At 60.7% G+C, this 13,649-nt stretch carries 9 protein-coding genes; 2 read left to right on the forward strand and 7 right to left on the reverse strand.

The window, feature by feature from the left end; translation table 11 throughout:
• Positions 1–40: 40 nt before the first annotated feature.
• Complete coding sequence (locus NKI18_RS21710; RefSeq protein ID WP_352455325.1) at positions 41–1,303, forward strand: polysaccharide biosynthesis/export family protein; 1,263 nt, start codon at positions 41–43, stop codon at positions 1,301–1,303.
• Positions 1,304–1,327: 24 nt separating this feature from the next.
• Here NKI18_RS21710 and NKI18_RS21715 read toward each other — a convergent pair whose 3' ends face one another.
• Together NKI18_RS21715 and NKI18_RS21720 are read right to left on the reverse strand one after the other, a co-directional pair.
• Positions 1,328–2,626: an HlyD family type I secretion periplasmic adaptor subunit gene (locus tag NKI18_RS21715; protein WP_352619904.1), complete on the reverse strand. Its 1,299-nt coding sequence runs from the start codon at positions 2,624–2,626 to the stop codon at positions 1,328–1,330.
• A gap of 239 nt (positions 2,627–2,865) precedes the next feature.
• Positions 2,866–4,617 carry a type I secretion system permease/ATPase gene (locus NKI18_RS21720; protein WP_352619903.1) on the reverse strand — a complete coding sequence of 584 codons (1,752 nt, stop codon included), beginning with the start codon at positions 4,615–4,617 and terminating at the stop codon, positions 2,866–2,868.
• A gap of 406 nt (positions 4,618–5,023) precedes the next feature.
• On the opposite strand from NKI18_RS21720, the gene NKI18_RS21725 reads away from it, so the two are divergent.
• A complete protein-coding gene (locus NKI18_RS21725) occupies positions 5,024–5,716 on the forward strand; it encodes a N5-glutamine methyltransferase family protein (protein WP_352449674.1) in 693 nt (230 codons plus the stop codon).
• A 99-nt stretch (positions 5,717–5,815) separates the two neighbouring features.
• Here the strand turns inward: NKI18_RS21725 and NKI18_RS21730 are convergent, their stop codons facing one another.
• From NKI18_RS21730 to NKI18_RS21750, 5 genes are read right to left on the reverse strand one after another with little or no spacing between them, the layout of a single operon-like run.
• A complete protein-coding gene (locus tag NKI18_RS21730; RefSeq protein WP_023675628.1) occupies positions 5,816–6,082 on the reverse strand; it encodes an acyl carrier protein in 267 nt (88 codons plus the stop codon).
• 56 nt (positions 6,083–6,138) lie between these two features.
• Positions 6,139–7,695, reverse strand: coding sequence for a class I adenylate-forming enzyme family protein (locus NKI18_RS21735; RefSeq protein ID WP_352569014.1), 1,557 nt, complete (start codon positions 7,693–7,695; stop codon positions 6,139–6,141).
• Positions 7,692–9,713 carry an asparagine synthase (glutamine-hydrolyzing) gene (gene asnB, locus NKI18_RS21740; RefSeq protein WP_352619902.1) on the reverse strand — a complete coding sequence of 674 codons (2,022 nt, stop codon included), beginning with the start codon at positions 9,711–9,713 and terminating at the stop codon, positions 7,692–7,694. Before asnB ends, NKI18_RS21735 begins: the two co-directional genes overlap by 4 nt.
• 3 nt (positions 9,714–9,716) lie before the next feature.
• Positions 9,717–10,700: an NAD(+) synthase gene (gene nadE / locus NKI18_RS21745; RefSeq protein ID WP_352619916.1), complete on the reverse strand. Its 984-nt coding sequence runs from the start codon at positions 10,698–10,700 to the stop codon at positions 9,717–9,719.
• Positions 10,697–13,435 carry an AMP-binding protein gene (locus NKI18_RS21750; protein WP_502900729.1) on the reverse strand — a complete coding sequence of 913 codons (2,739 nt, stop codon included), beginning with the start codon at positions 13,433–13,435 and terminating at the stop codon, positions 10,697–10,699. Before NKI18_RS21750 ends, nadE begins: the two co-directional genes overlap by 4 nt.
• Between the last annotated feature and the right edge of the window lie 214 nt (positions 13,436–13,649).

Raw genomic sequence — 13,649 nt, forward strand, 5'->3', positions numbered from 1 at the left:
GCGGTATCGCCGGATTCGAGCCAGAAGGAGATTGTCGCCCATGGTTCTCGTTGATCGAATCCTTATTGTCGTGCTCGGCATGCTGGCTGCCATGGATACGGCTGCTGCAGCGGAACCGCGGGTCGCCTATCGACTTTCTGCCGGCGACACCGTCGAGATTGGAATTGCCTCCATCCCGGAGCGAACGCAACGTGCGGTGGTCCAGATGGACGGCACGATCGCACTTCCCGAAGTCGGTATGGTTTCGGTGGGCGGCTTAACTCCGGCTGAACTGCAAACGCGCATGCAGACGATCTTGCCGACCAAGATATTCCACCAGCGTCTGCCTGATGGGCGGGAGCAAATGATCGTCATCAAGCCGACAGACGTGACCGCCGTGGTTGCGGAGTACAGGCCGATCTATGTGACCGGCGACGTGCTCACTCCCGGACAGCAGGCCTACCGCCCGCTGATGACCGTGCGGCAGGCGATTGCCGTGTCAGGCGGTTTCAGCCTTTTGCGGTCCCGGGCAAACCAGGTTGGCCCAGATCCGGTGGATCTGCGGCGCGATTACGAGTCGCTTTGGGGGGAATATACGAGAGATTATTTTCATAGCGCCCGCATCCGCGCCGAACTTCAGGACAAACCGACTTTCGACATGCAGCCACCACAAGGATCTCCCTTGCCGGCAAGTTTTGCGTCGGCGATCGCGCAGGCTGAAGCGGAAGGGCTGAAGCTCTCGTTGGACAACTTCCAGCAAGAGCAGGGCTTTCTGGATAAAAGCGGCAAGGATGCCGCCGCACAAACCGAGACCTTGCTCAAACGCGAGCAGGCCGAAGCGGATGGGGTGAAGGCGGACGAAGACGATCTGGCGCGCGTAAGGAAAGCGTTTGAGTCCGGAAATCTCACCAACAACCGGCTCGCCGACGTCCGGCGCGCTTTGGTTCTCTCTTCCAGCCGGGCACTCGAAACGTCGGTTGAGCTTATGAGAGCACGACGTCAGCAGGACGATTTTGCCAGACAGCACGAACGCAATGACAACCAAAGAAGGATGGGTCTGCTGATCGAGTTGAAGGATACCAACGTGCGCCTTGCCGACGTCAGCGCAAGGCTTCGCGCCGCCAGCCAAAAGTTGCAGCCCACGGGAGCTGCCGCACTGCCGTTGCCGGTTGCCGGCGAGAAGGTCCAGGCCGAGGTCACGATCATTCGCAAGGTCGGCGAAGAATGGCGAAAACAGCTTGCCCAAGAAGACACCGAGGTCATGCCGGGAGACACGATCGAGGTCAGATTCAGCAGCGCTCTCGAAAATGCGGCGACCCGATAGATCGGGCCGCGTTTCGCAACCGCTTTACTGCCTGAAGGCCCTGGAAAACTGGTCGGTAAGGGGCTTCATCAAGTAGGACCAGACACTGCGCTCGTCGGTTCTTATATGGACTTCGGCGGGCATGCCCGGTTTGAGTATTTTCTCTCCTGTCAGGCACGTCGCTTCATTCTCGACGTCGATGCGCGCCGAAAAAAAGGAAAGCTGGCGTTGCTGATCCTTGATCAGATCCGCTGAGACGCGCTTGACCGAGCCTTCGCAGGCAGGTGTGGTGCCGGCGTCGAACGCTGGAAAGCGGATCGACACCTGCTGTCCGGGATGAATCTCATCGATACGCGACGGAGGAATGGAAGCGTCGACGACAAGGTTGTCGGAATCGGGCACAATCATCATGAGCACCTCTCCTGCGCCAATCACGCCTCCTACGGTATGGACCGCGGATTCTTGTACTGTGCCCGATTGCGGGGCACGAATGTCTGTCCTGCTGAGTTCGTCTTCGGCCACCACCTTGCGCTCACTGAGCTCGGTCTGCTTGGCTTCCGTTTCGCGAAGTTCGTTGGTCACGTCGCTCCGCATTTGTTCGTCGAGCTGAAGCACCTGCAGGTCCGTTTCACTGATGTGAGCTTGTACCTCTGCTATCGCTGCGACAAGGCGTCCCGATTCGCCGCGAGCCCGGGTCTTGTCTAGGCTGACATTGCTCAACCTCTCCTTGGACACCAACTTCTTTGCGTAGAGAGATGCGACATCCGCAAGGTTCTTGGTCAGCAGATCCAGAGACTCGTCCGTTGCAGACTGCTGCGATTTGAGGCCATCGATCTGACGTTCCAGCTGCTTCGCGCGGCTTTGTAATTGTGCCTTCTGGCCAGCCAGCGCCGCAGCACGGCTTTCAAACAAGGCACGCTCGCCACTGACAAGTGCCACCACTTGCGGGTCGCCCATTTGAGCGCGAAGGTCGGGCGGGATCTGCATTTCCGGCAGACCCTGGCGCTCGGCCTCCAGTCGGGCCAGACGAATGGTGGCGCGATTGAGGTCCTCGGTGATTATCTGCAGGTTTGCTCGGGTCAATGTGTTGTCCAGCCTGACCAACACATCGCCGGCCTTCACATGATCGCCGTCCTGCGCGAAGATTCCGCCGATGGTGCCGCCGGTTTGATGCTGGACTTTTTTAATGTTGCTTTCGACCACCACGGTTGCGGGCGCAATCACCGCGCCGGCAATCTTGGTCAATCCCAACCAGAGCCCTCCGCCAAAGATCAACAGCAAGCTGGTTGCCAAGCCCAAGAGCAGATTGGCCCGGATGCCATCCGGCTCTGGCTTCGTCTCCAACGAACGGCCTTCGCCACCGGCTGCGACGTATGACACGGCAACAGCAGAGCGATACCTCGCATATGCCCGGCTGCACGCTTGTGCGGCGGAACGACAATGTGCTGCTAGGCTCCGGACCAGAGTACCCCGGGGTAGATTGGCTTGAATCCCATCCGGCTGCGGCTTCTGCCCGGTCGGCGGGCCTTCGCCGCCAACCGCAGCATATGACGACATGGTCACGTTAGACACTAAGCAATACCTCACGCATGCCCGCTTGCACCGTGCTGCAGCGGAACGACAATGTTTGGCTTGTCCGGGCGCGGGAAGGGCCGGACCACATTTGCCAGAACGTCTTCGCGCGAGCCGAACGAATGGAGCATCCCGTTCGACAGGACGAGTACCTGATCGATGTTGACGAGAGCGGAGGGGCGATGCGCAACGACGATCACGATACCGCCGCGCTGACGCACTGCCAGGATTGCGCCGGCCAAAGCAGCATCACCGTCTGCATCCAGATTGGAATTTGGTTCGTCAAGAACGACGAGGAATGGATCGCCGTAAAGTGCCCTGGCAAGCCCGACGAGCTGCCTCTGCCCAGCCGAAAGGGCCGCGCCGCCTTCTCCGATGCGTGTTTGAAAACCCTGCGGAAGACGCATGATCATCTTGTCCACGCCCGCAGCCTTGGCAGCTGCCAGCACGCCTTTTGCGTCGCGCTTGCCGCCGAACCTCGAAATATTGTCGGCGATCGTCCCGTCGAACAGCTCAACGTCCTGCGGAAGGTAGCCAATATGAATGCCGAGCAGTTCTGAATTCCACTGATCGAGCGAGGCGCCGTCCAATCTTACCGTGCCACGAAGCGGCTTCCATGCCCCGACCAAAGCGCGCACGAGCGTGGTCTTGCCGGAGCCGCTCGGGCCGACGACCGCCAACCCTGCGCCTCTCGCCAAGCGGAAGCTTACATTGAAGATGGTGGGCTTCTGCAGGCTTGGTGGCGCGACGGTCAATTCCTCGACCGCAAGCTCAGCCTTCGGGCCGGGCAGTTCCATTGGCTCTTGCTGGCTATCAAAAGCATCCAGGGCTGCCGACAGCTCGGTATAGCTTTTGCGGGTTGCCAGAAACCCTCTCCAGTTTGCGATCGCCACATCGACCGGCGCCAGCGAGCGGCCCAGCAATATGGACGATGCAATGATCACGCCAGGCGAGGCCTCGCCGCCGATCACAAGGTAGGCACCAAGCCCTAGCACGCATGATTGCAGGGCCATTCGGAGCGTCTTCGACAGTGAGCTTGCTGCGCCGACGACGTCGGAGAGCCGTTCCTGGTTCTTCAGATAAAGATGACTGACCTCGTTCCAGCGCCGGCTAAGCGGGGCGGAAAGGCCCATCGCCTGAACAACCTCTGCGTTGCGGCGGCCGGAGTCGGCCAGAAGCCGCTGCGCTACGAGTGTCTCAGATGCACGAGCCGCAGGTTTGCGGCCGATGATCTCGGCAACCACCGTCAAAAACACAACGGCACATGCGCCGAGCGTTGCCAGCACGCCAAGCGCGGGGTGCAGCAGATAGATGACCACCATATAAAATGGTATCCAGGGAGCGTCGAATAAGACTGTCGGCCCGAGCCCGGAAAGAAAGCCACGTAGCTGGTCCAGATCACGAAGCGGGTGTACCCGGTTCGCATCCGGCCCGGCGACGAGGGGCAGGGAAAGCGAGGCTGCGAACGCTTTTTGCTGCAGATTTCTATGCAGGCGGCTGCCGATGCGGACCAACAGGCGAAGCCTCACGAAATCGAGGAGCCCATAGGCCGCGTAAAGTCCCAGCATCCCGACTGTAAATCCGACAAGAGTCGGCACGCTCTGCGAAGGCAGCACGCGGTCATAGACCTGGAGCATGTAGACGGAGCCGGTCAAGGCGAGGATATTTATCAATGCCGAGAAAACGCCTACGCCGACGAGGCCGTGCACACAGCCGAACATTGCGGAGCGGAGATCGAGCGAGCGCCCTTTGGTCGACTTCATGATGTGCGCTCGTTGACGCGAAATTGCCGCGCAATCTCGTCGATTCTTTCGATGAGGGACAAACTTTAACCTTCCGGGAAGCAGCAGCCCCGCCCCGCTGCTGGAACATTACGAATTGCTTACATACGTGCCTTCTTTGATTAAAATGTAGCAAAATCGTGACGCCAGGCTCAGAATTCGGCAACCGGCTCGCCAGGCTGGGGATAACCGGGTCGAGTAAGGAGATATTCCTAATCATGACACGGCGCAGAAGCTTATGGTCATCTTTGTAGCATCAAGGCTTCGAAGCGTCTGGGGAGGGATCGGTTTTGATTTTGTCGATCGAGAGTTAAACGGTTTTGAGATACACTTCATCGGTACGCAATTGTCGGCCACCAACGCCGGCTAAATCGGGGAGGCGAGTGTCGTGAGCGAAGAGATCAATGTTGCCGATGCCTACGGCAGGGGGCGCAGCACCTTCATGGGATTGCAGTTGCTGGTCTCGCCCGGTGCGCTTGTTCCTCGGCCGGAAACGGAACTGCTCGGCAAGGCCGCTCTCGATGTCCTGAGCCAACTGAACCTGCCGGTGCCTCGCGTTGTCGACATGTGCTGTGGGGCGGGCAATCTGGCGTGCGCCATCGCGCACCACGCTCCCACCGCGCGCGTGTGGGCAAGCGATCTTACCGACGGATGCGTGGAGGTCGCGCGCCGCAACGTCACCCATCTTGAAATCGAGGACCGGGTAACGGTGCTTCAGGGCGACTTGTTCAGCGCCTTCTCAGGCTTGGAGCTCGACGGCACGATCGACGTGATCGTTTGCAACCCGCCCTACATTTCGGAAAAACGGCTCGAGGGCGACCGTTCGCATCTGGTTGAGCTCGAGCCGCGTGAAGCATTCGCAGCCGGCCCCTACGGCCTGAGCATCCACATGCGGGTGCTCAAGGAGGCGCCGCGCTATTTGCGGCGCGGAGGCATCCTGCTTTTCGAGGTGGGGCTTGGCCAGGACCGGCAGGTCATGAGTTTGCTCGAGCGTTCCAAGGCCTATGAGAGTATCAGGGCAGTCACCAACCAGGCCGGTGAGGGCAGGGTGGTTGTGGGACATACGAGGGCGCAGGCGTAAGCATCGCAGCCGCGGCAGGTAGACGCGCTGTCGCGGCTAGAAACGGCCGGGAAGTTGAAACAGAGTTGCGCGAGATTTCGGCGATCAGTTTCTCTTGCGTCAGTTTCTCTTGCGCATGACGTATTGCGCAATTCCCTCGATGGAATCGAGATTCTCCGGCAGCAGCTCGCTGTCTTCGACCGTGATGCCGAAGGTCTCCTCGATGAAGCCGATAACCTCGAGCACACCCGTCGAGTCCACGATGCCCTGGTCGAGTAGCGAGGTGTCGCTCTCCAGGCTCTCGGGATCGGCTATATAGAAATTCGAAGCCAGGAAAGCGCGAATTTGTTCGCTGCAGGTATCGGTTCTATCCTTGGTAGATAACATTGATTTCGCCTCCGGTACAAAAGATGAATGCTGATCAACTTCGCCCTGGTACCGATTCATGACAGGGCCGTTTTTTTGAGCTTACCCGTGTCGGTCATCGGCAGACTGGGTACGATGACGATGGACTTCGGAACCATGAAGTTTTCCAGCCGTCTCTGGCATTCTTTCTGCAACTGCTTTTCACCGATCATGCTTCCCTGCTCCATCACGACAAATGCCTTCACTGCTTGCCCGAGCAGCTCGTCCGGAACGCCGATGACCGCGGCTTCCCGTACGCCCGCAATGTTCATCAACACGTTTTCCACCTCCTTCGGCGCTATCTTCTCTCCGCGCGATTTTATGATCTCGTCGCCGCGACCGACGAAGTAGAGGTAGCCCTCGGCGTCCATCCGGCAGTAGTCGCCGGTGTATAGGACCTGCTCACCCGGCAGCGGGCCGGGCTTGAGCTTCCTGGCTGTCGCCTCCGGCTTGCCCCAATAGCCCTTCATCACCGTCGCTCCGCGGATGACGAGCTGACCAACGATGCCGGGGCCGACCCGCCTGTCGTGCTCGTCGACAATCCACATTTCCGTATTGGGGATGGCGATCCCGACGCTCGACGGCTTTCGCTCCAGATCCTCCGGCGGCAGGTAGGTGCAGCGCTTGCATTCGGTAAGGCCGTACATCGAATAGATGCGGGCGCCAGAAAACAGCTCCTGCAGCAGGAGAATGTGCTTGAGCGGCAGGGCGGCCGCAGTGTTCGTGACGTAGCGAATACTCGAAAAATCCTGATCCCTGAGAGACCTGAGCTCCCCGAGTGCGGCGAAGATGGTCGGTACGCCGGGAAAACCCGTCACCCTTTCTTGCTTGATCAGCCCAAGGATCTGCGCCGGGAAGGCGAACGAGCGCTCAAGCACCAGCCGGGCGCCCGCGCCGAATGCCATGATCATCTGGTAAAGACCGTAGTCGAAGGCGAGCGGCAGGACATTGAGGATCACCTCGTCTTCGGCAAGCGCCAGGTATGAGGAAATCGAGGCGCACGCGGCGATCATGTTTCGATGCGTCAGCATCACGCCCTTGGGCTCGCCCGTCGAGCCGGACGTATAAATGATCGCAGCGAGATCGATGTCGATGCAGCGGCGCGAGGGCGGCGTGCTGCGGGCTGCCGCGACCGCGGCGTCCCAGCGCACAGCATGCGGCAATTCTTGCAGGTCGCTGTGTTCGATCGGCCCGGAGACGATCATGCGGCGTAACGATGGGCAATTCCGCGCCGGCTCCCTGAAAATCGAGTGCAGGTGTTTGTCGGTGATCAGTGCCGTCGGGCGGCAATCGTTGAGCAGATAATCAAGTTTGTCGCTTTTGGTGAGCGGGTTGACGATGCACACCACGGCGTTGGCCTTGAGCACCGCCCAGAACGCAATGACGGCCTCGACAGTGTTGTCGGCGAAGACCACCACGCGATCGCCACGCGCAATTCCGGCATCGGTCAAATGGTGCGCTATGGCGTTCGAACGCATATCGAGATCGCCATAGGTGACACGTTGATTGCCGCACACCAGGGCCACCTTCTCGCCGAGCCGGCTGGCAGAGTGGGTGAGATAGTCGTGCAGGAGCGGTACGGCGCCATGCATCATGCGAGCACCTCTTCGCGGTGTTCGCGGTCGATATCGATGCTGAGCTTGAGCGTGCGAGCCCCACTTGGACGGCTCGCGATAAATTGCCGATGAAGAAGCTGCGTCGACAGCACCCCGACCAGCGCCATATTGTCGGAGTTGGACAGGTCGCCGTCGCCGGCGCTGGCCTGGCACTTGCTCAGGAGCCGGGTAACCGACTTGGGATCGAAGACGTTCGCTTCGCGCAGCGCCGCCTCCGAAAGTGCTTCGCGAATGTAGGCCGGAGCGCCATCTGCGACAAAGCAGAGCGCGTTGGGGGCCCGGTAAGGCTGCTTCTTGCGGGTGACGATTTCCGACGGCACGATCGGCTGCGCCACGCGCTTCAGCACATGCTTTTCATCGAGCACGCGCAGCTTGTAGGCGGCCGGAAGCGAATTCGCGAGTCTCACGAGTTCATGATCGAGGAACGGGAAGCGCCCCTCGACGGAATGAGCCATCAGCATTCTGTCCCCTTGTGAGGAAAGCAGGTATCCCGACATCAGCGTCTGAATCTCGATATACTGGTCCTGCGCAAGAGAGCCCCATCGCGAAAACTCCGGCGGCAGGCGGGCAAGCAGCTCGGACACGGCGTTGCGGCGCTCCGTTTGGGCGCGCATGTCTGCCGAAAACAGCCGCTTGATGGCGCTTGTGGTACGCCAGCGCGTGCCATGCGCAAAACCAGGCGCGTCACAGGCGTGGATGTCGCGCCCGAAGAACTGGCGTGCCATCGCCTGCTGCTGCACCGGCGAGCGGCTGAGATAGGGATAGAGGCGCTCCAGCAGCCGCGAGCGTCGCGTCGAGGCGGGCTGGCGTCCCCAGAAGCGGCGGACCTTGCCCTCGCGGAACAAATCGTAGCCGGCGAACATTTCGTCGGCCCCTTCGCCGGTCAGCACGACCTTGATGCCATGCTGGCGCACCAGTCTCGAGAGCAGGAACAGCGGCGCCGGCGCGGTTCTTAGGATTGGCCGCTCGGTGTGGTAGATCACCTCAGGGAAGATGCCAGCGATATCGCTGCGCGAAACAACCACCTCATGATGGTCACTGCCGGCCACGCCGGCAACCAGGCGCTGGAAATGCGTCTCATCATACTCGGCGTCGGCAAAACGCAGCGAGAAAGTCTGGAAGCGCTCGCCCGCGAAGCGTCTCCCCAGCGTGGCGACCAGCGAGCTGTCGAGCCCGCCGGACAAATAGCAGCCGACCGGCACGTCGGCGCGTACTATCCTGAGCGCCGTCGCGGCTTCCAGGGCGCTGCGCACTTCCTCCACCGCGTCATCAAGCAAGCCGGTGAATTCATCATCGCCGGGTCCGTCAACCTCTGGATAGTCAGGCTTCCAAAAAGCCCGCTCCCGGACGACGCCGCTGTCATAAATGCGGACATGCCCCGGCGTGAGTTCGCTTACTCCTCCAAACACGCCTTGTGGCGGCGTGACAGTCCAAAGTGTGAAAGTCTGATCGATGCCGGCTGGATCGAAGGCGCGGGGTATATCCGCATCGGCCGCGAAAATGGCCTTCACCTCGCTGGCGAAGTAAAGCCGTCCGCCATGCTCGCAAAAGTGCAGCGGGCAGATGCCGAACCGATCCCGAGACAAGACGAGACGACCTGCCACGGAGTCCCAGATGGCGACTGCCCACTGCCCATTCATTCGCTCGAAGGCGGCCTCGCCCCAGGCATGATAGGCATGGACGATGACCTCGGTGTCGCTGCGTGTGCGGAAGCGATAACCGAGCGCGACCAGATCTTGTCGCAGCTCGACGTAATTGAAGATTTCGCCGTTGAAGACGATCCACATTGTGTCGCCCGCGCCGGCGAGTGGCTGCTGGCCGCTTGCGAGATCGATGACTGACAGGCGGGCATGCGCCAATCCTGCACGTCTGTCCCGGTAAAGGCCGCGTTCGTCCGGGCCGCGATGCGCCAGCGCGCCCGCCATACGTATCAGCGCATCCCGGGAAGGGGACGCCGCTGCGGCGCTCAGCGACACAATTCCGGCGATGCCGCACATCGCCTAGCCCTCGCCCATTGAAGAGGACACCAACGGCCGCGCGTGAAGATAACGTGCGGCGCGCCGCTTGCTGTCGATATCCTTGAAAACCTTCTGGACCTGCATCACGGTGAGGCCGGTTGCCTCAGCGACGTCTTCGTCGGCGATCCCATGGTTCAAGCCGTAGAGGCACAGATCCATCAGATAATAAGGAAGCGCGAAGTAGAACTCCTCCTGACTCTGCGCCATCGAGAAGGTGTCTGTGGTGGGCGGTCTGCGCCGGACCTCTTCCTCCACCCCAAGATATTCGGCCAGCTGGTAGACCTGGGTCTTGTAGAGGTGGACGATTGGCATCAGGTCGGCAATTCCGTCGCCCTGCTTGACGAAGAAGCCCTGGTCGTACTCCAGGCGGTTCGGCGTGCCCGCTACCGCGTAGTTGAGGCGGTCGGCATGGTAGTATTCGGTCATCTTGCGCAGGCGCTGCTTGTAGTTGGTTGCAGCGACGATCTGCAGATAGGCTGCCGACGGCAGGCGCACCGTGTCGGTCCTGCCCTCGGGGTCCTGAACCGTGAGGCGCGTGATGTTGAGACCGTTGCTCTCGAGAACCGAGGCGAGCACCAGCTTGCATTTCCAGCTGTCCCCATATTCGGGAACGACGGTCTGGATTGCTTCGGTCTGCCGTCTATAGGCGCCGACCGCTTCCAGGGCCGGCGTTATATCCTCCAGGATCGTTTCTATACCAAGCTGTGCGGCGACAATGCGGCCGAGCCTCAGTGAGTCGCCGGAGGAATGGCGCTCCGGCATGAATATCCCGAGGACCTTGCCTTTCCCAAAGGCGCGAACACACAACGCCGCAACGACGGAGCTGTCGATGCCGCCTGAGAGGCCGACAACCACCCCTCGACGTCGCAGCGTGCCGAAGACCTGCTGGCGCAAGATCTGGACGATGCGATCGACTTCCGCGCCAGCGTCGAGCACCAGGGCGTCTTTGCCGAATGTTGAGATCAGGTCGATGGCTTGTACTCCAGTTTGCGAGACTCGATTGGCGAATAGGTTTTCGCCACCGCTTTCTCGATAAGGGGACGATTGGTGGTAAGGTGAGGCTCTACAACCAGATCGATGTGGCTGCCGACGATCGGAATCACGTCCAGATGGGCGAAGACGCTATCCCAGCCAATTGCCAGAGGCATTCCGGGTCGAGCACAGCGGAACAGGGTGCCTGTGATCGGCAGAGCCGGCTTTGGCTCGGCCACCCACTGGAAGAAGGCTTGCGCGCGCAAAACCTCTTGCAGTTCCAGTTTGGTTCTAAAGCTCGTCGCGTTGAACTGTCCTTGAGCGAAGCGGTCGAGAAACTGGACCAGTTGTGCCTCGCGCTTCATTGCCACGGCGACTTTCGCGAGGGCGCGGCAAGCCATCCGGTAAGCGGACACGCGGTTGGTCCGGATTCGATTGAATGTGCGCGTTAACGTCTCCCAGCGAGCGCTTCGCTCCCCGACGAGGCTGGTGTCGAGGATGCCGAGGAACTTTACGGTTCGCCCCGCTGCCAGCAGCCGCTCCGCAACTTCGAAGGCAACAGCGCCGCCGAGCGAATGGCCGAGAAGTCGTACATGGCCCGAGGGTTGGGCGCGGCGGATCTGGTCGACGGCGGCGTCGGCCATATCGGCGAGGCTGTCTTGTCCGCGCAGTATCATAGCCAGGGCCGGATACCTGATCGGGGCAACGCGGGTCACCTTGCCCATCGCTGCTGCAAAGGCAGCAAGGCTCGGGCCATAGCCGACGGACCCCGGGAACAGAAAAAGAATGGGAGGGTCGTGCTTCTGGGCGCGCGCGCTTTGATCGCCTGCCTGGGCGGACACGACCGCCTTGACCATTTCTTCCAGGCTCATCCCGACGGTGAAGGCCTCAAGGCCGAGTTCCTGCCCGATGGCGCTTTCGATTTCCATGACGCAGTGCAGCAGCTTCAGCGAATCTCCTCCGGCGTCATCCCAGCGTCCTGCCGCCACGCGCGTATTGAGAATGCTGGTCCATGCCCGCTGGACAACCTGCTGCGCGGTCAGCTTGCCTCGCGGCTCGAGCGGACGCGCGGTCGCCGCTGTCTCTCTGGCTGAAAGATCCATCTCTGCAAGTGTCGTGATGTCGACTTTGCCGCTCGGCAGACGCGGAATCTCGGCGATCGTGTGCAACCGCAAGGGACGCAGCGGCGGCGGCAGATTGGTCCTGACAAGCTGGCGAAGCTCGTCCGAAAAGGTCGCTTCGGCCGAGCGCCGAGGAACAGCAAAGGCGACAAGCTCATTCGCGGCCGTCACGATTGCCACGGCATCCGCGACAGAGGGTGCACAACGCAGCACCCGTTCGAGTTCGGCTGGCTCGACGCGTCGACCGTTGATTTTTACCTGGCGCCCCTTGCGACCGACGATGTGCAGCAGGCCTTGATCATCAAGTCGAACGAGGTCACCTGTCGCGAAAATCCGAAGGCCTGGATCGTGCGGGTCTGATGTTGCCGGCACAACCGCCCCGTCCTCCCAATGGCCAAGCAAGACATACGGGCTCCTGATCAGAAGCTCTCCGCTGCGGCCCGGTTGAACGCGGCGGCCCGCTTCGTCGACAATTGCGAAGGTGATTCCAGGCAGCAGCCAGCCAACTGGAACCGAATCTCCATGCTCTGGCCAGTCTCGCGGCAGGAACCATTGCGAGCCGGTGGTCTCGGTTGACGAGTAACCGATCTGGATAAGGCACGTATCGGAGACGGCCTTGCGCAGCAGGGCGATGTCGGTCCAGGGCACCTTCTCGCCACCGATCCGGGCGACTCTGAGTGAATGGAACGCTTCTGCAGGTCCGTCTGCCATAAGCGCGCGAAGCAGTGCCGGCACCAGATAGGTGATTGTCACGTCTTCGGATCGCACCAGGCGTTGAACGGCGCGCAAGCCGACCGCTTCGACTTCGACCAGGTGCAAGGTGGCGCCGGTGAGAAGAGCAGCAAGAATCTCCCGGCACCCGGCGATTGTGGCGGGTCCGGTCAATGGCAGGAAAACGTCATCCGAGTTGATGTGGCACGCATCGACATATTGCTGGACCCGGCACAGCAAGCTGCGCTGGCTGTTAACGATGCCTTTGGGCCGGCCCGTACTCCCTGACGTATAAAGCACGATGGCGGGCGCATCGACCGAGACGGAATAAGAACGAGGCACTTGTCCAGCCTGCGAGGCTGCACTGGTCGACACATCGATCCAACTGACCAGGTGAGGCAAACCATCGGGTCGGACATTGCCCTCGCCCAGGACAGCTGTGAGCCGCGCCCCGGCCACGATTTCAAGGATACGCGAGCCAGGATCTCGCGCGTTGAGTGGCACCGAAGGCCGCCCAGCCGTCATGCTTGCCAGCATGGCAATGGGATACCAGGCCGAGTTGGCCTGAAGAATCCCTATCGCCTGTCCGTCTGGGACGGCCGCCGCGATCTGGTGGGACAGCGTCTCGACTGACCGGAGGAGCTGGGAATAGGTCAGACGATTGGCGCCGTCGCTGATTGCAAGCTTGTCGGGGTACTGGCGGACGACATTTCTCAGGTGATCGAAGGCCGCAATGTTGGTAAAGTCGACGCCCAATCTTTGAAATGGGCGCAGTACGGGACCAACCTGATCCAGTGCGTATTGTGGGACACTTGACCAATTATCGGAGGTCGTTGTCTGACAATCCACCGCTAGATCCTGATCCGCGATTTCTGATCCCAAATATGCCGAAGACATGAGTTGCCTACGCTAAGATTAGGGTCACTTATCGCCCCCCGCCCCAATCTTTTCATCGATCATTCTGATGATGCCCTGATCTTCCCTCAAGGACGCTTGGTTAGTCACTTCGCCTGTTTCGCAAGCCGCCGGCCGAGCCAATCATGCCGGGCTCGCTGGCTGTTGTGGTGCGCATGACACGGACACATGCCAAGGCGGGCTCGAAGACCAAGGT

The organism is Mesorhizobium sp. M0800 (assembly GCF_040320095.1).
Lineage (GTDB): Bacteria > Pseudomonadota > Alphaproteobacteria > Rhizobiales > Rhizobiaceae > Mesorhizobium.

What these genes read in the sequence shown, in the direction of transcription:
- NKI18_RS21710 (WP_352455325.1), top strand. Translation starts at nt 41, where the DNA reads ATGGTTCTCGTTGATCGAATCCTTATTGTCGTGCTCGGCATGCTGGCT.
- NKI18_RS21720 (WP_352619903.1), bottom strand. Translation starts at nt 4,617, where the DNA reads ATGAAGTCGACCAAAGGGCGCTCGCTCGATCTCCGCTCCGCAATGTTC.
- NKI18_RS21730 (WP_023675628.1), bottom strand. Translation starts at nt 6,082, where the DNA reads ATGTTATCTACCAAGGATAGAACCGATACCTGCAGCGAACAAATTCGC.
- NKI18_RS21735 (WP_352569014.1), bottom strand. Translation starts at nt 7,695, where the DNA reads ATGATGCATGGCGCCGTACCGCTCCTGCACGACTATCTCACCCACTCT.
- asnB (WP_352619902.1), bottom strand. Translation starts at nt 9,713, where the DNA reads ATGTGCGGCATCGCCGGAATTGTGTCGCTGAGCGCCGCAGCGGCGTCC.
- NKI18_RS21750 (WP_502900729.1), bottom strand. Translation starts at nt 13,435, where the DNA reads ATGTCTTCGGCATATTTGGGATCAGAAATCGCGGATCAGGATCTAGCG.